15 protein-coding genes are annotated in these 18,233 nt (G+C 65.7%); 8 read left to right on the forward strand and 7 right to left on the reverse strand.

Annotated features, from left to right (window positions below; genetic code table 11):
• Nucleotides 1-47: 47 nt before the first annotated feature.
• Both J2X54_RS18505 and J2X54_RS18510 read left to right on the forward strand, forming a co-directional pair.
• Nucleotides 48-2,144 (forward strand): TonB-dependent receptor domain-containing protein, encoded by a 2,097-nt coding sequence (locus tag J2X54_RS18505; protein ID WP_310182522.1) that lies wholly within the window; start codon nt 48-50, stop codon nt 2,142-2,144.
• On the forward strand, nt 2,144-2,536 hold the full coding sequence (locus J2X54_RS18510; RefSeq protein WP_310182523.1) for a MerC domain-containing protein: 393 nt from the start codon (nt 2,144-2,146) through the stop codon (nt 2,534-2,536). Before J2X54_RS18505 ends, J2X54_RS18510 begins: the two co-directional genes overlap by 1 nt.
• A gap of 9 nt (nt 2,537-2,545) precedes the next feature.
• Here J2X54_RS18510 and J2X54_RS18515 read toward each other — a convergent pair whose 3' ends face one another.
• The gene (locus tag J2X54_RS18515; protein WP_310182524.1) at nt 2,546-2,914 is read right to left on the reverse strand and encodes a transcriptional repressor; all 369 of its coding nucleotides are present in this window, start codon (nt 2,912-2,914) and stop codon (nt 2,546-2,548) included.
• Nucleotides 2,915-2,982: 68 nt separating this feature from the next.
• Here J2X54_RS18515 and J2X54_RS18520 point away from each other — a divergent pair, with 68 nt between their 5' ends.
• Both J2X54_RS18520 and J2X54_RS18525 read left to right on the forward strand, forming a co-directional pair.
• Entirely contained in the window at nt 2,983-4,749 is a 1,767-nt protein-coding gene (locus J2X54_RS18520) for a M14 family metallopeptidase (RefSeq protein ID WP_310182525.1), read from the forward strand.
• Nucleotides 4,750-4,869: 120 nt separating this feature from the next.
• The gene (locus J2X54_RS18525) at nt 4,870-6,711 is read left to right on the forward strand and encodes a glycoside hydrolase family 28 protein (RefSeq protein WP_310182526.1); all 1,842 of its coding nucleotides are present in this window, start codon (nt 4,870-4,872) and stop codon (nt 6,709-6,711) included.
• Here J2X54_RS18525 and J2X54_RS18530 read toward each other — a convergent pair.
• Nucleotides 6,693-6,902 (reverse strand): hypothetical protein, encoded by a 210-nt coding sequence (locus J2X54_RS18530; RefSeq protein WP_310182527.1) that lies wholly within the window; start codon nt 6,900-6,902, stop codon nt 6,693-6,695. The two genes, J2X54_RS18525 and J2X54_RS18530, sit on opposite strands and share 19 nt — an antisense overlap.
• Before the next feature lie 12 nt (nt 6,903-6,914).
• On the opposite strand from J2X54_RS18530, the gene J2X54_RS18535 reads away from it, so the two are divergent.
• Together J2X54_RS18535 and J2X54_RS18540 are read left to right on the forward strand one after the other, a co-directional pair.
• Entirely contained in the window at nt 6,915-7,586 is a 672-nt protein-coding gene (locus tag J2X54_RS18535; protein ID WP_310182528.1) for a class I SAM-dependent methyltransferase, read from the forward strand.
• 99 nt (nt 7,587-7,685) lie between these two features.
• Nucleotides 7,686-8,291 (forward strand): hypothetical protein, encoded by a 606-nt coding sequence (locus J2X54_RS18540; RefSeq protein ID WP_310182529.1) that lies wholly within the window; start codon nt 7,686-7,688, stop codon nt 8,289-8,291.
• A 49-nt stretch (nt 8,292-8,340) separates the two neighbouring features.
• On the opposite strand, the gene J2X54_RS18545 is transcribed toward J2X54_RS18540, so the two are convergent.
• Nucleotides 8,341-9,654 carry a sugar MFS transporter gene (locus J2X54_RS18545; RefSeq protein ID WP_229255348.1) on the reverse strand — a complete coding sequence of 438 codons (1,314 nt, stop codon included), beginning with the start codon at nt 9,652-9,654 and terminating at the stop codon, nt 8,341-8,343.
• Between the two features lie 320 nt (nt 9,655-9,974).
• On the opposite strand from J2X54_RS18545, the gene J2X54_RS18550 reads away from it, so the two are divergent.
• Nucleotides 9,975-14,111: an ATP-binding protein gene (locus tag J2X54_RS18550; protein ID WP_310182530.1), complete on the forward strand. Its 4,137-nt coding sequence runs from the start codon at nt 9,975-9,977 to the stop codon at nt 14,109-14,111.
• On the forward strand, nt 14,108-14,872 hold the full coding sequence (locus J2X54_RS18555) for a transporter substrate-binding domain-containing protein (RefSeq protein ID WP_310182531.1): 765 nt from the start codon (nt 14,108-14,110) through the stop codon (nt 14,870-14,872). Before J2X54_RS18550 ends, J2X54_RS18555 begins: the two co-directional genes overlap by 4 nt.
• Here the strand turns inward: J2X54_RS18555 and J2X54_RS18560 are convergent, their stop codons facing one another.
• The 4 genes from J2X54_RS18560 to J2X54_RS18575 form a co-directional block, all read right to left on the reverse strand.
• Nucleotides 14,873-15,235: a DUF3325 domain-containing protein gene (locus J2X54_RS18560; protein WP_310182532.1), complete on the reverse strand. Its 363-nt coding sequence runs from the start codon at nt 15,233-15,235 to the stop codon at nt 14,873-14,875.
• A complete protein-coding gene (locus J2X54_RS18565) occupies nt 15,232-16,869 on the reverse strand; it encodes a PepSY-associated TM helix domain-containing protein (RefSeq protein WP_310182533.1) in 1,638 nt (545 codons plus the stop codon). The genes J2X54_RS18560 and J2X54_RS18565 overlap by 4 nt, the downstream gene beginning before the upstream one ends.
• Entirely contained in the window at nt 16,866-17,162 is a 297-nt protein-coding gene (locus tag J2X54_RS18570; RefSeq protein WP_070248596.1) for a DUF3649 domain-containing protein, read from the reverse strand. Before J2X54_RS18570 ends, J2X54_RS18565 begins: the two co-directional genes overlap by 4 nt.
• 72 nt (nt 17,163-17,234) lie before the next feature.
• Entirely contained in the window at nt 17,235-18,137 is a 903-nt protein-coding gene (locus J2X54_RS18575) for a LysR family transcriptional regulator (protein ID WP_070248598.1), read from the reverse strand.
• Nucleotides 18,138-18,233: the final 96 nt, after the last annotated feature.

An 18,233-nucleotide genomic window follows, 5' to 3' on the forward strand; every position in this document is an offset into this window, starting at 1 on the left:
TAATGACTTATCATTACCGACTATCACGCATCGATGAGGAACTTTCCATGTCCGTTTTCCGCAGCAACCGCACCCCGCTCGCCCTGGCCATCACGCTGGCGTTGAGCCATTTTTCCATGGCCCACGCTCAGACTCAGACTCAGTCCCAGGCGGAAACCCGCCTGCCGGCCGATCCGGAATCGGTGCCGACCGTGGTCGTGGCGGCCAGTGCGCTGGGCGTGGTGGGCGACGACATGATCACGCCGGTCACGTCCATCGGCGGCAATGAGCTGGTGCGGGTGCGCGAATCGACCCTGGGCGAGACACTCAACCGCCAGCCCGGCATTTCGTCGAGCCAGTTCGGCGCCGGCGCCAGCCGCCCGATCATCCGCGGCATGGACGGTCCACGCGTGAAAATCCTGTCCGACGGCGCGGAAATCCAGGACGCCTCCACCATCAGCCCCGACCACGCGGTGGCGTTCGAGCCGATGCTGGCCGAACGCATCGAAGTGCTGCGCGGCCCGTCGGCGCTGGCCTACGGCGGCGGTGCGGTGGGCGGCACCATCAATATCATCGACCGCAAGATTCCCACCGCCATTCCGGTCAACGGCCTCGAAGGCAGCGCCGAACTGCGCGCCAACTCGGTCGCGCGTGAAAAGGCCGGCGCCTTCGAAGTGACCGGCGGCGCCGGCAGCGTTGCGTTCCACGCAGAAGGCGTCAAGCGCGAGGCCGACGCCTACCGCGTGGGCAAGGGCTGGAGCGAAGGCCGCAAGGTTGACGGCAGCTTCAAGGATACCGATACCGGCAGCGTGGGCGTGTCGTGGATCGGCGCCAACGGTTACCTGGGCCTGGCCTACACCAAGGAGCGTACCAGCTACGGCATTCCCGGCCATAACCACGAATTCGAAGGCTGCCACCTCGATGGTGGCGCCCTCCATTGCGGCGAGCACGAAGAAGAGGGCGGCGCCGAGCACGAACACGAAGAACACGCAGCGGGCGAGGTGCCCACCGTGAAACTGGACAGTAACCGCTGGGACCTGCGCGGCGAATACCGCGCGCCCGTGGCAGGCATCACCAAGGTGCGCCTGCGCGCCTCGCTCACCGACTACCAGCACGACGAACTGGAAGGCGCTGAAGTGGCGACCAGCTTCCGCAACAAGGCGCACGACGTGCGCGTGGAAGCCGAACACGCACCGCTGGGCGGCTGGCGCGGCGTGGTGGGCGTGCAGACGACCAAGCGCGATTTTGTTGCCGATGGCGAGGAAGCCTATGTGCCGGCCACCATCACCAAAAAGAACGCGGTGTACCTTACCGAGGAATACAAGCTGCGGGACTGGCGTTTTGAAGCCGGCGCGCGCCACGAGTGGCAGGACATCACCGTCAACCAGGCCGGCCTGCGCGACCACGATGTGAGCGGCACGTCCGTGGCGGTGGGCGCGGTGTGGAAGTTCGCGCCCGAGTATTCGCTGCGCGCGTCGCTGTCGCGGGCCCACCGCCTGCCCACCGCCGAGGAACTGTACGCCAACGGCGTGCACCTGGCCACGAGCACCTACGAGATTGGCAACCAGGACCTGGACAAGGAAACTTCGAACAACGTCGACCTCACGCTGCGCAAGTACGCCGGCGCCACCACGTTCTCGCTCAGCGCATTCCGCAACAAGGTCGATCACTACATCTACGCCCGCACGCTGGACAACTTCGAGGGCTTCCAGCTGATCGAATACGCCCAGCGCGACGCCACCTTCACCGGCCTGGAAGGCGAGGTAAAACACAAGTTCTCGCCGGCGTTCGAAGGCACGGTGTTCGGCGACTACGTGCGCGCCCGTTTCGACAGCGCCGCCAGCGACCGCAACCTGCCGCGCATCCCGGCCGCACGCCTGGGTGCACGGGTGGACGCCAACCTGGGCCAGCTGCATGGCCAGGTGGAGTTCTACCGCGTAAACAAGCAGGATAAAGTGGCCGACTTCGAAGGCGCCACGCCCGGTTACAACATGCTCAACGTGGGCACGCATTACACGCTGCGCCTGGGCGGCATGCCGGCGCAGATTTATGCGCGTCTGAACAACCTGACCGACGAACTGGCCTACAGCCATACTTCGTTCATCAAGAATGCGGCGCCGCTGCCGGGCCGTAATGTCACCGCCGGCGTGCGCGTGTCGTTCTGATGATGATGAAGTACCTGATCCGCTGGGGCGATTACGCGGGCATGACCGCCTCCGGCATCTGCCTGGTCCATTGCGTGGCGATGCCGTTCCTGCTGGCGGCGTTCCCCATGCTGGGCCTGGGCCACGAACATGATTCGGTCCATTCGCTACTGGTGCTGGGCGTGACGATACCGGTGGTGGTGGCGCTGCTGCCAGGCTTCATCAAGCACCGCGAGCCGGTGGCGCTGCTGCTGGGCGCGGCCGGGCTGGCGGCGTTCATGGTGGCGGTGTACGTGGTGGGGCCGCTGTTCGGTCAGGCCTGGGAGACCGCGCTGGCCATTTGCAGCAGCCTGCTCCTGATCATCGCCCATCGCCGCAACCACGGCAACTGCAAAAGCTGCGCGTCGGACTGACCGATCGCCTTATTTACACTGGTCGCACAGGCCGTACAGGGTCAGCTCGTGCGATTCGAGCTGAAAGCCCTTGGGCGCCATCTTTTGCATGTCGCCGGGGCAGGCGTGGACTTCGAACACCTTGTCGCACGCGCGGCAGTGAAAGTGGTGGTGGTGGCCATGGCCTGCCACTTCATAACGGTCGCCGCCGGTCGGCAACGATACGGCGGCAATCTCGCCCGACTCCAGCAGCGATTTGATGTTGCGGTAGATCGTGGCCATGCCGATGCCCGGCACGGCCTGCTGCGCGTGTTCGAGAATTTCCTGCGGCGCGAGCGGGCGCCCGGCGGCCGTGATGCACTGGTGGATGGCGGTGCGTTGGCGGGTATTTCGTTCCATTCGTTTCTGTTCCTCGGCGCCGGACGACGGCCCGGACAGACCTTGATTATATAACCGGGAACCTTTGCATGTTGTTTCGATCGCTGTTTTTCATTACCTCGCTGTATGCCGCCATTCCGTCATCCGCCGCAACGGCGCCTGCGCCGCAAGTGCTGCCGCCCGCCGCCCCGTGGAGCGGCAAGAGCGAGCAGCTGATCGTGCCTGCCGCAGAACGCCTGGCCACGCCGGCCGAGCGCTCCGATTTCCGGTCGTCGCCCAGCTATGCGCAAACAATGGACTACCTGCGTACCTTGGCCGGATCCTCGAAGCTGCTGTCATTGCACAGTTTCGGCAAAAGCCTGCAGGGGCGCGACCTGGTGTACGTGCTGGCGAAAAAGCCCGGCGCGGAAAAATCGGAGTCCAAAAAGCCGGTCGTCGTGATCCAGGCCGGCATCCATTCCGGCGAGATCGACGGCAAGGATGCCGGGCTGATGCTGCTGCGCGATATCGCCCAGCGCGGGCGCGACGACCTGCTCGATGCGGTGGACCTGGTGTTCATTCCCATCCTCAACGTCGACGGCCACGAGAACAGCAGCGCGCTGGGCCGCCCGCACCAGCATGGTCCGGACAGCAAGGGTTCGCGCACCAACGGCCAGGGGCTGGACCTCAACCGCGATTACGCGCGCCTGCAATCACCCGAGATTGCGGCCGTGGTCAAGCTGCTGCAAACTTTCGATCCGGCGCTCTACATCGACGTCCACGTCAGCGACGGCATCGATTACCAGTACGACGTGACCTACACCTATGCGGGCTGGGGCACCTATGCGCGCTCGCGCGCCACGGCCGACTGGCTGATGAAAACCTATCACGGCGACGTCCACGCGGCGCTGGTGGCGCAGGGCCACACGCCCGACCTCTATCCTAGCTGGGTCGACGAGGACGCGCCCGAGAAGGGCTTGCGCATCAGCGCCGAAGGGCCGCGCTATTCGACCGGCTATGGCGACTTCACCGGCATTCCGACCGTGCTGGTGGAGAACCACGCGATGAAGCCGTATAAACGCCGCGTGCTGGGCACCTATGTGCTGCTCGAGCAGTCGCTCAAGACCGTCGCGCGCGAGCACGCAGCCATCGCTGCCGCCAAGATCCAGGACCGTGCCGACCGGCCCGCAACGCTGATGGTGCGCTGGGAGCGCGAGGCGGCGCCATTGAAAATCAAGACGTTCAAGGGCTACCGTTACGACGCCTACCTGTCGCCGGCGTCCGGCACCACCGAGCGCCGCTGGACCGGTGAGCCTATCGATATCGCCATGCCGGTGTTCGGCGTGCGCTCGACCAGGGAGGTGGCGCTGCCGGCGGCGTGGTGGATCGGCGCCGAGCAGCAGGGCATGATCGCCGCGCTGCGCCGGCACGGCATCGTGCTGGAAGAATTGAAGCAGCCGCGCACCATGCTGCTCGACACCGTGCAACTGGCCAGCGGCAAGGAGCGCAGCGGTTTGCAGCGCGCGCAAAAAGAATGGACGCTGCCGGCCGGTTCGGTGCGGGTGCCGTCCGACCAGCCGTTCCACCTGCTGGCGGCGGCGCTGCTCGAACCCGAGAGCGACGACTCGTTCCTGGCCACCGGCTATTTCGATACCGCCTTGCCGCTCGAGTCGCAACTGCCACGCCACCTGCTGGCGCCCATGGCGGACCGGATGATGGCAGCCGATCCGGTCCTGCGCACGCGCTTTGCCGAGGCGCTGGCGGCCGATGCCACGCTGGCCGGCGATCCGCAGGCGCGGCTGCGCTGGTGGCTGGCGCGCTCGCCGTATCTCGACCGCGCGCGCTGGACCTACCCGGTGCTGGTGGAACGCAGATAATCGGCAAACTGGTTAGGCCACATATAAAGTGGTCTAACCACCTTGAAACCTTGCTAGAATGGTCCCGCATTGCCAGATCCGGAATAATCCGGGCGCATAATCAATCACGGAGACCAGACCATGAAGGTGGAGATCGATCAGAAAGTTGACCAGAAGCGCCGCACGTTGATGCGCAGCGGTGCGGGCATGGTGGCAGCGGCCAGTGCGCCTGCGGCGCTGTTGCACACGGCGGCCAGCGCCGGCGACAAACAGGCTGCGGCCGACCCCTGGCAGCGCGCGCGCGACATCGAGCAGAAATTCGCCACGCCGCTCAAGTTCCGCGACCAGGACTTCGTCATCACCGCCTTCGGCGCCAAACCGTGCCAGCTGGCCAAGGTCAACGCCACCATCCGCTACACCGAAAAGGCCGACGTGCCGTCGCCGGTGCGCGGCTCGCCCGACGCCTATCCCGCCATTACCGCCGCCATTGCCGCCTGCAACAAGGCCGGCGGCGGACGCGTGGTGATCCCGAAAGGCGACTGGTACGTGGCCGGTCCGATCGTGCTGCGCTCGAACGTGCACGTGTACCTGGCGGCCGGCGCCCACGTCTATTTCAGCGCCAACCCGGCCGACTTTGCCAAGTACGGCGACATCGATTGCGGCGCCAACGGCAAGCTGTCGATCTCGCGCTGGCAGGGCAACGACGTGCTCAATTACTCGCCGCTGGTGTACGCCTACGGCCAGACCAATATCGCGCTGACCGGCGAGGACTGGACCAGCGTCTTGAATGGCCAGGGCGGGGTGCCCTTCGAGAACGGCGAGGGCTGCTGGTGGGACTGGAAGGGCCGCCACAACAAGGGCAGCGTGCAGACCGAGATCGCCGTCAACGAGCGCAATCCGAAGTCGATGCGCGAGGTGGCGCCCAATCTGCCGGCGCACGAGCGCGAGATGATCGAAGCGACGCGCCAGAGCTTCCGCGCCGACGTGCGCTACCTGCCAGCGCTGTCGGAAGCCGGCGTGCCGGTGGCAAAACGCGTGTTCGGCGTGGGCCACTTCCTGCGTCCGAGCATGATCGAATTCATCGGCTGCACCGATGTGCTGATGCAGGGTTACATGGTGACCGCCACGCCGTTCTGGCAGCACCACCCGGTCAACTGCCGCAACGTCCATATCCGCAAGGTGCGCATGGAGAGCCAGGGCCCCAACAGCGACGGCTTCGACCCCGAGGCCTGCGATACGGTGTTCGTGGAACACTGCGAGTTCAATGCCGGCGACGACTGCATCGCCATCAAGGCGGGCCGCAATCGCGACATCGAGTTCGGGCCGACCCGCAATGTGCTGGTGCAGGACTGCGTGATGAACAGCGGCCATGGCGGCATGACCCTGGGCAGCGAGATGGCCGGTGGAATTGAACACGTGTATGCGCAGCGGCTCGAGTTCCGCAACAAGTACTGGCAGACTTCGGGCCTGAACACCGCGATCCGCATGAAAACCAATATGAACCGCGGCGGTTTCCTGCGCCATTTTTATGTCCGCGACTGCACGCTGCCCAACGGCGTGGCCACCATCGGCCGCACCTATAGCCAACTGCCGGGCACCAGGCTGCCGGCGGTACCGCACACCACGGCCGGTGGCGTGATCACCATCGATTGCGACTACACGCCGGTGGACGAAAGCGTGCGCATACGCCCGCCCGAGGTCTCGGACGTGCACATCTCGAACCTGCGCGTGAATGATGTGCAAACGCCGATCGGCAAGCACTCGTGCTTCCAGGCGTTCGTGATCCTGGGACCGGTGGCCGGCACCTACAACGGCCCGGCCGGCAAGGCCACGCTCCCGCTCGACAACATCACCATCACCAACTGCGACTTCGGCACCCCGCGCAACGCCGAGCAGCCGTGGTTTGCCTACAACGTGAAAAACCTGGTGCTCAAGGATGTGAAAATCGGCGGCAAACTGGTCAATCAGAAGATCGACGCCTGAGGATCTTTTTTGGCGGCGCCTGCGCGCTTGCGTTTGACACTGCGCGCGGGCCCCGCGCCGAACAGGGCCAGCACCAGTTCGTCGCGCCGCGCCGGTTGCAGGTGGCGCCGGACCGGGTGCGGCTTGTCATCCTGCAAGACGTGGATGCGGTGGTCGTCGCTGCCGAACAGCCGGCTCAAATAGTTCTCCATTGATTTACCTCCATGCATAATGTTGATCTGCATTGTCCCATTGAGATAAATGCCAAAACATTGATATATATCAAGAAGCCAAGCAAGGAGTGCACCTTGAATCATGATAGATCCAATGGCTGGGAGGCTGTTGCCCGGGAATTCATGGCTGCCAGATCCGATATCGGCAGCAGCGTCGTGCGGCAATGGGCGCGTTCCTTGCCGGCCCGAGCGGAGGTGGTGGATATCGGCTGCGGATCGGGGGCGCCAATGGCGATAGCGCTTGCCGAAGAAGGTTGTTCAGTGTTCGGCATCGACGCATCGCCCACCCTGCTGGCGGCATTCCGCCAGCGCTTGCCGGCAGCGTCCGCAGCTTGCGAGACGGTGCAGGACAGCAGTTTTTTTGGCCGCAAGTTCGATGGCGCCCTCGCTGTGGGGCTGATATTTCTGCTGTCGGAGCGGGAACAGCGGGAATTGATCTTGCGGGTCGCCAACGCCCTCCATACGGGAGCACGATTCTTGTTTAGCGCGCCTCGTGAACCGTCTGCATGGAACGATCTGCAAACCGGTCAGCCCTCGCGCTCGCTGGGCGAGCAGCACTATCTGCGCCTCCTCGCCGAGGCCGGTTTTACGCTGTTGACCGTGCATGTCGACGAGGGCGGCAACCATTATTTCGACGCGGTCCTTTACGATGGATGCACTTGATGGCGTCGTACTTCTGCCGCACCGGCATTAAAGGAATGATATTATTTGCAACGGCCGCCTGTTCTTCAGTCAACATCCTTCACCATCCGCCACCATCCCATGTTTAAACTACTTAATAGACTATTGGGCCGCAGCGCGCCGACGCGCCCGGCGCCACCTGCCGCCGCCGACCGCGTCTCGGACGACCAGCTTCTCAGGTCGCATTTCTCCGTTTCCAAAGAGGCTGAGCTGGCACTTGAGCGCTTCGGCACCCTGGTCACGGCCCAGTTGGGCGCCAAGGAGAGTCGTCGTTTGACCAATTTGCTGGTGGCGCAATTGCAGCGCGGCGATACCCCGGAAGATGCGGTCAACAACAGCCTGCTCGGCGATGATGGGCAGCAGCCTGGGAAGTGGGTAATGCTCACGGTCGACTGGAAAGCCACGGAAGAAGTGGAATGGCAGGCGAACGAACTGCTGGCTACGGCAGGAGTTGCCGAGACCTGGCATTTGCAAGACGAGGAAAACAAGATCGTCGCGCAGGCCCTGCTGGAGTTTTCCGCGTGGGTGGAGCCGCGCGGCTTGCAGTTGCTGCACCTGGACCTGCTGCACGATGCCTACTACGCCTTGCTGGTGCGCGCCGAACTGGCAGACGAAGCCAGGCAGGCTGCGAAACAGGCCGGCCTGAAGCTTCAATCTTGCGACGAGTTTCGCGCCGAAAACGGCTGATCCATAAAACAACCCGGCGCATGCGCCGGGCTTTCTCTGTTTAAACCAATTACTTGACGTCGCTCGCCGGCTCTTCCGGGAACGCGTTGGTCGCCTTCGAGCCCCACAGTGCATAGAACAGCACGTAGATTTCGCAAGCCACGGTCAGCAGGAACGACATCTGCAGGCCGTAGTGGTCGGCCAGCATGCCTTGCAGTACCACCAGCGCGCCGCCGGCGATTGCCATGATCATCAGGCCGGAGCCTTCTTCGGTCATCGGGCCCAGGCCCTTGATGCCCAGCGTGAAAATGGTCGGGAACATCACCGAGTGAAACAGGCCCACCGAGATCAGCGCCCACATCGCCAGCGAGCCGCCGGAGAAGGTGGCCACCGTCATCACGATGGCGGCGCCGATGCTGCAACCAGCGAGCACGCTTTCGGCCGTGAATTTGCGCATCAGGATACTGCCGGCAAAGCGGCCTACCATCATGCCGCCCCACAGGATGATCAGGTAGTGCGACGCCTTTTCGTGGTTGACGTTGCCGATGTCCGGCTGCGAGACGAAATTGATGAACAGGTTGGCCACGCCGATTTCGGCGATCAGGTAGATGAAGATGGCCGGAATGCCGAACACCAGGTTGCGGTGCTTCCACAGCGAGTGGTTCTTGCGCGCGGCTTTGGCGGCTTCGCGGTTGGTCGAGGCGCCGATTTCAGGCAGCGGGAAGCGGGCAATCACGATCGCCAGGATCACCAGCACGCCGGCGACGATCAGGTACGGCAGTTCCACGGCGCGGGCGTCGGCCAGGCGTTCGGCCTGGGTCAGCACCTGGTCGGCGGAGGCCGTGCCCGAGTTGGAGCGGCCCAGGATCAGGTAGCCGCCGAACAGCGGCGCCAGCATGGTGCCGAGCGAGTTAAACGCCTGCACCAGGTTCAAACGGGCCGATGCCGAGCTGGCCGGACCGACCACCGCAACGTAGGGGTTGGCCGCCACTTGCAGCAGCGTGATGCCGCAGGCGATGACGAACAGCGCGAACAGCGTCACCCCGTACGACGGCAGGTGGGCGGCGGGGATCATCATCAGCGCGCCGACGGCCATGATGACCAGGCCGGTGACCAGCGACTTCTTGTAGCCCACGCGCTCGATCAGCCGCGCGGACGGAATCGACGCGAAGAAATAGGCAATGAACCAGACCGATTCGATCAGCGTGGTTTGGGTATAGTTCAGCTCGAACACGCTGCGCAAGTGCGGCAGCAGGGTGTTGTTGATAACGGTGATGAAGCCCCAGGTGAAGAACAGGCTGGTCAGCAGGTACATCGCCGATTTTGCCGTATTTGCGTGCGATGCGCTGATCGCGGTGCTGCTCGAAGGTGTTGGTGCCGCCACTTTGTATCCTTTTTATAGACTTGCCTGGATCGCAATCTTAGGGGCAAAGCGGGTATAACACCAATAACTAAATGGAATTCCTCTATATCGAAATGGTGATGACAGGTATCACTGAAACAGATTATTGCTCATGCGCATTAAAACCACGGCACCATAAGGCGTTTCTCGGGTGTCCTTGCGGAAAGCGTTATACTGCGTGACCGGTGGAATTGCCGCCGGAGGTAGTAACAACCGGGGGATGGATGGAGCAGCGGGGAACGATGGCCGACGATCTGGGATGGTTGTCCGGTGGGGGCGATATGGGCGAATTGATACGGTCCATGGACTGGTCCACCACGCCTTTGGGGCCGCTTTCCGGCTGGCCGCAAAGCTTGCGCACGTCCGTCAGCCTGTGCCTGTCATCGACCTTCCCGATGCTGGTGGCCTGGGGCCCCGACGATGTGCAGATCTACAACGACGCCTACCGCCCGATCTGCGGCGCCAAACACCCGCAGTCGATGGGCGAGCCGTTCAAGATCTGCTGGGCCACTGCGCTGCCGGTCGTCGGTGACGCTTTCGACCGCGCCCACGCGGGCGAGGGTGTCTATATCCGCGACCAGCGCATGTTCCTCGACCGCTACGGCTACATGGAAGAAGCGTTCATGACGTTTTCGTTCTCGCCGATCCGCGCCGAATCGGGCAACGTGGGCGGCATCTTCCACCCGATCAGCGAAGGCACGGCGGCGGTGCTCGACGCCCGCCGCACGCAGAACTTGCGCGACCTCACCGGCCGCATCGCCCTGGCGCGCACCGGCGACGAGCTGGCGCGCTTCATGGTCTACGACAGCGAAACGCTGGCGATGGACGCGCCGTTCCTGCTGCTGTACGAACTGGCGGACGACGGCCGCACGCTGGCGTTGCGCGCCCGCGTGGGCCTGTCCGCAGGCAGCGCGCTGGCCCCGGCCGAAGCGGCGCTGCACGGCACCGGCGGCTGGGATTTTGCCGCCGCCCTGGCCGACGCTGGCAGCCACCGGATGGATGACCTGGCGGCGCGCTTCGGCGCCTTCGCGTGTGCGCCGTACGAGGAAGCGCCGCATACCGCCATGGTGCTGCCGCTGAAGGTGGCCGGCCAGGAACGCCCTTATGGTTTCCTGGTGGCCGGCGTGAGCGCCCGGCGTGCGCTGGACGCCGCCTACCTGAACTTCTACGAGCTGCTGCGCGGCGCCTTCAATACCGCCATCGGCAATGTGCTGGCCTACGAGCAGGAACAGAAACGCGCCGCCGCACTGGCCGAAATCGACAAGGCCAAGACTGCGTTCTTCTCCAACGTCTCGCACGAATTCCGCACGCCGCTCACGCTGATCCTCGGCCCGCTGGAAGACGCGCTGGCCGACAGCGTCGACGCCCTGTCGCCACGCCAGCGCGAGCGCATCGACCTGACCAACCGCAACGCGCTGCGCCTGTTGAAACTGGTCAACTCGCTGCTCGATTTTTCGCGCATCGAGGCCGGCCGGGTGCAGGCGCGCTTCGCCCCGGTGGACCTGGCTCAACTCACGGCCAACCTGGCCAGCGTGTTCGAGGCGGCCATGGACAAGGCGGGCCTGGCCTACCGGGTGGAGACGGCGCCGCTGTCCGAACCGGTGTTCGTCGATCTCGACATGTGGGAAAAGGTGGTGTTCAACCTGCTGTCGAACGCCTTCAAGTTCACTCTGCATGGCGGCGTGATCGTACGCCTCGAACAAACCGCCACTGGCGCGCGCCTGTCCGTGCGCGACACCGGCGCGGGCATCCCGGCCGCCGAATTGCCGCGCGTGTTCGAGCGCTTCCACCGGGTGGAGGGCGTGCAGGGCCGCAGTTACGAAGGCACCGGCATCGGCCTGGCGCTGATCCAGGAGCTGGTGCGCCTGCACGGCGGCACCATCGCCGCCGACAGCACCCTGGGCCAGGGCGCCACCTTTACCGTGGATATTCCGTTCGGCTCCAGCCACCTGCCGCCGCAGTACGTGGTAGCACGGGCCGACGGCTCGTCGGGCGACCGCATGGGATCGGCCTTTGTCGAGGAGGCGCTGCGCTGGCTGCCCGACAGCGTTACCCCCCAGCCGAGCGCCGTCATTACCACGGTGGCCACTGCGACGGCAGCGACGGCGGTAGCGGTGGCGTCAGCGCAGCGCGCCCGCATCCTGATCGCCGACGACAACCAGGATATGCGCGGCTACGTGCGCTCGCTGCTTGAGCGCGAGTACGTGGTGGAGACCTGCGCCGACGGCCAGGACGCGCTGGAAGCCGTGCGCCGCAACCCGCCCGACCTGCTGCTGAGCGACGTGATGATGCCGCGGCTGGACGGTTTTGCGCTGCTCAAGACCATCCGCGCCGAGGACGCGATTCGCCACGTGCCGGTGATCCTGCTGTCGGCCCGCGCCGGCGAGGAGGCCCGCATCGAAGGACTGCAGGCGGGCGCCGACGATTACCTGGTCAAGCCGTTTTTCGCCAACGAGCTGCTGGCCCGCGTGCGCAACCACATCGAGCAGGCCCGCGAACGCCAGCAGGCCACGCTGGAGCTGCGCGAACGCGAAGAATATTTCCGCTCGCTGGTCAACGCTTCGCCGGCCATGTTCTGGACCACAGACGAAAACCATCAATGCACGTTCCTGAGCCAGCGCTGGTTCGATTACACCGGCCGCTCGCCCGAGCAGGACCTGGGGCGCGGCTGGATGGAACTGATCCACCCGGACGACGCGGTAGCGGTGGGCGAAGCCTACACGGCCGCCTGCGACCGCAACCGGCCGTTCTCGATCGACTACCGCTTGCGCGACTGCGTGGGCGCCTACCGCTGGGTGATCGACGCCGGCGCGCCGCGCTTCGGCAACGGCGGCGCGCTGCTCGGCTATATCGGCACCGTGATCGACGTCCACGAGCGGCGCTTGTTGCAGGACCGCTTTGCCAACGTCACGCGCGCCAGTGGCATCGGCGTGTGGTACGCCGATTCACCGCTATCGACCATGCAGGCCAATGCCCAGCTGCGCACCCAGTTCGCGCTGCCGGCCGACGGCCTGGTGCCGGTGTCGCAGTTTTACCAGCGCGTGCATCCCGACGACCGTGCGCGCCTGGAAGACGAATTCCAGCGCGCGATGGTGGAGGGCGAGGGCTACGAGGCGGAGTTCCGCGTGGCCCCGGCGCCGGGACAAACCACGCCGCGCTGGATCCGCATGATCGCCTGGTCGCAGCACAACGAGCAGGGCGGCATGATTCATTTCGACGGCGTCACGCTCGACATCACCGACCAGAAGAGCGGCGAATCGGAACTGCGCAGCAAGGCGGGCGAACTGTCGCAGGCCAACCAGGCCCAGCGCGAATTCCTCGTCACGCTGGCGCACGAGCTGCGCAACCCTTTGGCGCCGATACGCAGCGGCCTGGAAATGATGCGCGCCGAGGAACTGGCGCGCGACGAAATCGAACGTATCCGCGCCATGATGGAGCGCCAGGTGGGCCACCTGGTGCACCTGGTGGACGACCTGCTCGACCTGGCCCGCATTGCGCGCGGCAAGGAAGTCCTGGTGTTCGGCCCGGCCGACTTGAACAGGATCGTGCGCAACGCGGTGGAACTGAGTACGCCGCTGATCGACGCCCGCCACCACCGCCTGAAGATCTCGGTGTCCGATCACGCGCCACCGCTGTGGCTCGATGCCCAGCGCATCGCCCAGGTGATCGGCAACCTGCTCAACAACGCCGCCAAGTACACGCCCGAACACGGCGCCATCGAACTGCGCGCAGCCGTCGCCGATGGCGAACTGACGGTGAGCGTGAGCGACAACGGCGTGGGCATCCCGGCCGAGGCGCTGGGCAGCGTGTTCGACATGTTTACCCAGGTGCCGGGCAGCGAGGGGCAGGCGCAAGGCGGCCTGGGCATCGGCCTGAACCTGGTGCGGCGCCTGACCGAACTGCATGGCGGTAAAGTCAGTGCGCACAGTGCCGGCGCCGGCCGGGGCAGCACGTTTACCCTGCACCTGCCGGTGATGCTGCCGGCCATGCAGGCGGTGCTGGCGGCGCAAACCCCGCCGGCCGCGCCGGTGGCGGCGCCCGCGCTGCAACGGGTGGACACCGCATCGGGCGCGAGCCTGCGCGTACTGGTGGTCGATGACAATGTCGATGCCGCCGAGACGCTGTCGGCGCTGTTCGAGATCAAGGGGCACCAGGTACAGACGGTGCACGACGGCATCGACGCTATCGGCCGCGCCCAGACCTTCCTGCCGCAGGTGGTCTTCCTCGACATCGGGCTGCCGGGCATGAACGGCTACGACGTGGCGCGCGCACTGCGCTCGCAAAAGGCGCTGGACGGCGTGGTGCTGGTGGCGCTGACCGGCTGGGGCACGGATGCCGATCGCCTCAAGTCGGGGGAGGCCGGGTTCGACCACCACCTGACCAAGCCGGTGAGCTTCGACGAAATCGTGCGCTTGATGTCCAACCTGGCCGGCCGATGAAACGCCTGTTCGCCCATGCGCTGCTCGGTTTTGCGTTTGGCGCGGCGGCATTGCCGCCTGCGCTGGCGCAGCAACGGCCGCTGGTACTGGTGAGTTTCGATTACCCGCCTTACGTGGAAGTGCAGCCGGGCCAACCGGCCACCGGCATGATGGTGGACCTGGTGAGCACCATTTTTGCGCGCATGCGCCAGCCGGTCGAATTGCAGTTCTACCCGCTGGCACGCAGCCTGTCGTTGATCGACACGCCGCGCGCCGATGGCTTTTTCACCATCAAGAAGACCGAAGAGCGCGAGCGCAAATACCTGTTCCCGCGCGAGCCCTTGCTGACCCAGGATTTCGTGATTTTCGCCCGCGTCAATTCGCGCATGGCGTTCCACGGCAACGTGAGCGAGCTGGCCGACGTGCGCCTGGGCGTGGTCAACAAGGTCTCTTACGGGGCCATTTTCGACGCTGCCGCCGGCCGCGGCGTGTTCAATCAGCTGGAGGTGGCGCAGACCTACGAGGCCAACTTCCGCAAGCTGCTGGCCGGGCGCATGGACGCGCTGGTGAGCAGCCGCGTGATGGGGGAGGCGGTGCTCAAGCGCCTGGACGCGCTCGACAAGGCGAAGGTCATCGGACCGCCTATCGAGACCACCCAGAGCTACCTGATCTTCAACCGCCACACGGTGGCGCCGGAAGTGGTGACCACCTTCGACGAGACTCTGAGCACGATGCGCAGGGATGGCACGCTGCGCAAGATCCGCGACAGGTACACAAAGTAGTTACACAGCCATGGCGACGGCCGCTGCCGCCACCGCCGACAGTCCCGCCACCTGCGCCAGCGGAATCACGCGCCGCGCCTGGTAGGTCAAGGTGAGCACCACCACCACCGCGCCCGCAGTCAGCGCCCCCAGCCACAGCACCCACCCCTGCGTGGCGCCCTTGAGCGCCAGCGACGCCGCCAGCGACAGCAGCAGCCCGGCCGTGCCGCAAGCCTGCAACCAGCGCGCCTTGGCGCCGGGCGACGCGCCGCGCCCGTACAACGCCTCCCAGTGCCGGTCCATGGCCAGGCTCAGGCCCGCAAAGCCGGCCAGCGCGGCCGCCAGCGCCGCGTAGATCAGCAAGCCGTTGGCCAGCGCGCTCATGCCGCGCCTCGTGCCAGCACTGGTTTCGACTGCTTCACTTCCGGTTCCTTGACTTCTTTTTTCACGCGTGGACTCCCCATCCGTTTAGCTGCAAACAACAAGCCGATCCCGAGCGCCAGCACCACCAGGTCGAAGCCGGCGACCTGCAGCAGGCCGTGCGACAGGCTGTAGGCGAGGTGCGACTCGGTGGTTACGGCATTCAACACCGGCAATCCGGCAAACAGCACGCCGCCCGCGCCCAGCAGCACCTGCCACATGCGCCGCGTGGGACGGACCAGCGCCAGCACGGCCGCCGCGCCCCAGGCGCCGAAGAACCAGGCCGCTTCCATGGCCGGCCGCTCGGCCAGTCCCACTGGCAGCAGGCGGTTGGACCAGAAGTAGGCGGCAATCGCAATCGGCACGCCGGCGATGGCGCCCAAATTCAGGCCATCGACCAGCCGCAAGCCAAAGCTCACGCGCCCGCCCCTGGCGAGGGCCTTGGTGAACTTTTGCCGCTCCTTCACGGCCCACAGTATCAGGCCGGTGGCCACCATGGCGCAACCGGCCAGGCCGGCGATGAAAAACAGCGCCCGCAGCGCGGGGCTGGAAAAGCGCGCCGCGTGCAGGCCGATCATCACGCCCTGGGTGTGTGCGGCCGGCGCGGCTTTCGGCTCCGGCGGCGAGATCAGCGCGCCGGTCACGCCATCGAACACCATGGCCGGCTGATCGACCGCGATGTCCTTGCCGTCGCGCCGATAGAAGGCCACCATGGCATTGGTCTGCCTGGGATGGTTGACGATGATGCGGCCCACGCTGCCGTCACCCCATGCAGTGGTCGCCTGCGCCAGCAGCGGCGGCAGCGCCGTGAGCGCGGCCGGGATGCGCGAGGCCTTGGGATCGGGCGGCACGCTTTGCCGCAACTCGGTGAAGAACTTGTCGCGCTCGTCCTGGTACACGGCCTTCACGCCCCACGGCATGTACAGGAACATCAAGGTGACGATGCCGGTGTACGTGATCATCAGGTGGTAGGGCAGGGCCAGCACGGCGCTGGCGTTGTGGGCGTCCAGCCACGAACGCTGGCCCTTGGCCGGCCGGAAGGTGAAGAAGTCCTTGAAAATGCGCTTATGCGTGACGATGCCCGACAGGATCGCCACCAGCATGAACATGGCGCAGATGCCCACGATCCAGCGCGACCAGATCACCGGCATATAGTGCAGGTCGAAGTGCATCCGGTATAAAAATTCGCCGCCGCGCGTGGCGCGCGCCGCCGCCAGCTCCTCGCCGGTGGCCGGATCGAGCGTGGCGTTGGCCAGGCGCGCGCGGCGCTGACGTGGTTCGCCCGCTTTGGCCGGGTCGGCCGGCGGCGGCGCCCACATGGTGCGCAAGGTCGGTTCGCGTTCGCCCGGCAGGTCGATGAACCAGCGGTCGCTCCTGGGCGCGCGCTTTTCCAGGAAGGCCACGGCGGCGGCGGTGGCCGTTGCCGGCGCCACCTGGCGCGTCATGGACTGGTGCACCTCGGGCTTCATCCACAGGGTGATCTCGTCCTTGTAGTACGACGCCGCGCCGGTGCAGAACACCAGGAACAAGATCCAGCCGGCCAGCAGGCCGGTCCAGGTATGGAGCCACGCCATCGACTGGCGCAAACCGTCCTTCATGGTGCGCCCCAGGTCACCGCGCCCATGGCCAGCACCACTGCGCCGGGCAGCAGGCAGGCCAGCAGCAGGCCGGTCCAGGCGCGCAGCGCGCTGGCGCAGGCGAATACCCACATCACGGCCACCGGGTAGACCACGAAGGCGGTCAGGGTGCCGGTCATGGCCGCTTCGGCGCGGCTGGTGGGGAGCGCGAGGGCGAGGGCGGCAGCGACCAGCGCCGACAGGACATAGCCGCCGCCGATGGCGGCCACGGTGCGCGACAGGACGCCGGCGCGGTAACGGATGCTGAGGGCCATACACTTCCTTGGAAAGACTGAATCGCTAAATGCGAATAATTCTCGTTCATCTTTGCCAAGTTGTCAACCGCTTCAACGCCCGCAGGTTTCGATCAGCAGTGCCCGCACCCAGGCGTGGGCCGGGTCGTTGTGGGTGCGCTCGTGCCAGGCGACGATCTTGGTAAAGCCGGGAATCTCGACCGGCGGCGCCAGCGCCACCAGCCCCGCGCTGCCGGCCACCAGCCGGCTCGGGGCGACGGCAATCAGGTCGCTGGCGCGCAGGATCTCGGGCAGCACCAAAAAGCACGGCACCGACACGCTCACCCGCCGCGTGCGGCCCACGCGCGCCAGCGCCTCGTCGGTGGCGCCGCGAAACGGGCTGCCGCTGTACGAGATGATGGCGTGGTCCAGCGCGCAGAACTTCGCCAGCGACAGCCGTTTGGCGCCGGCCTCGGGATGACCCTCGCGCATCGTGCACACATAGTGTTCCTCGAACAGCACGTGGCTGTGCAGCAGCTCGGGCGAAATGGACTCGGGCACCATCAGCGCCAGCGCCAGCTCGCCTCGTTCGAGCTGGGTCTGCACCTCGTCGGGGTGGGCGGGCAGCACGGCCACGCGCATGCGCGGCGCGCGTTCGCGCAGCACCGCCAGGAACGGCACCAGCACTGCACGCTGGGCGTAGTCGGTGGCGGCGATGTTGACGGTCAGGTCCGACTGCAGGGGATCGAAGCTGGCCGGTTGCAGCATCGCTTCCACCTCGCACAGCACGCGTTTGACCTGCGCCCCCAGCGACAGCGCATGGGTGGTGGGCACGATGCCGCGCCGGGTGCGCACGAACAGCGGATCGTTGAAGCCTTCGCGCAGGCGCGTCAGGCTGCCGCTCACGGCCGGCTGTGTCAGCGAGAGCCGCGCCGCCGCCCGGGTGACGCTGCCTTCGTCGAGCAGGGCGTCGAACACCTTGAGCAGGTTGAGGTCGATGGTTCTGATATTGGACATGGTGATGGGTTTTGCCGGAGGACTGAAGCCATGTTTATACCTCAGCCGTAGAAGTTCGGCAATCGGCGGTGAGCGTGCGCAAGGCCGCTGCGGGGC

Origin of the sequence: Duganella sp. 3397 (assembly GCF_031456625.1) — a bacterium.
GTDB lineage: Bacteria > Pseudomonadota > Gammaproteobacteria > Burkholderiales > Burkholderiaceae_D > Rugamonas > Rugamonas phyllosphaerae.

Coding starts and splice junctions, on each gene's coding strand:
- J2X54_RS18540 (WP_310182529.1), top strand. CDS start 7,686: ATGTTTAAACTACTTAATAGACTATTGGGCCGCAGCGCGCCGACGCGC.
- J2X54_RS18555 (WP_310182531.1), top strand. CDS start 14,108: ATGAAACGCCTGTTCGCCCATGCGCTGCTCGGTTTTGCGTTTGGCGCG.
- J2X54_RS18530 (WP_310182527.1), bottom strand. CDS start 6,902: ATGGAGAACTATTTGAGCCGGCTGTTCGGCAGCGACGACCACCGCATC.
- J2X54_RS18505 (WP_310182522.1), top strand. CDS start 48: ATGTCCGTTTTCCGCAGCAACCGCACCCCGCTCGCCCTGGCCATCACG.
- J2X54_RS18550 (WP_310182530.1), top strand. CDS start 9,975: ATGGACTGGTCCACCACGCCTTTGGGGCCGCTTTCCGGCTGGCCGCAA.
- J2X54_RS18510 (WP_310182523.1), top strand. CDS start 2,144: ATGATGATGAAGTACCTGATCCGCTGGGGCGATTACGCGGGCATGACC.
- J2X54_RS18565 (WP_310182533.1), bottom strand. CDS start 16,869: ATGAAGGACGGTTTGCGCCAGTCGATGGCGTGGCTCCATACCTGGACC.
- J2X54_RS18515 (WP_310182524.1), bottom strand. CDS start 2,914: ATGGAACGAAATACCCGCCAACGCACCGCCATCCACCAGTGCATCACG.
- J2X54_RS18525 (WP_310182526.1), top strand. CDS start 4,870: ATGAAGGTGGAGATCGATCAGAAAGTTGACCAGAAGCGCCGCACGTTG.
- J2X54_RS18570 (WP_070248596.1), bottom strand. CDS start 17,162: ATGGCCCTCAGCATCCGTTACCGCGCCGGCGTCCTGTCGCGCACCGTG.
- J2X54_RS18520 (WP_310182525.1), top strand. CDS start 2,983: ATGTTGTTTCGATCGCTGTTTTTCATTACCTCGCTGTATGCCGCCATT.
- J2X54_RS18575 (WP_070248598.1), bottom strand. CDS start 18,137: ATGTCCAATATCAGAACCATCGACCTCAACCTGCTCAAGGTGTTCGAC.
- J2X54_RS18560 (WP_310182532.1), bottom strand. CDS start 15,235: ATGAGCGCGCTGGCCAACGGCTTGCTGATCTACGCGGCGCTGGCGGCC.
- J2X54_RS18535 (WP_310182528.1), top strand. CDS start 6,915: ATGCATAATGTTGATCTGCATTGTCCCATTGAGATAAATGCCAAAACA.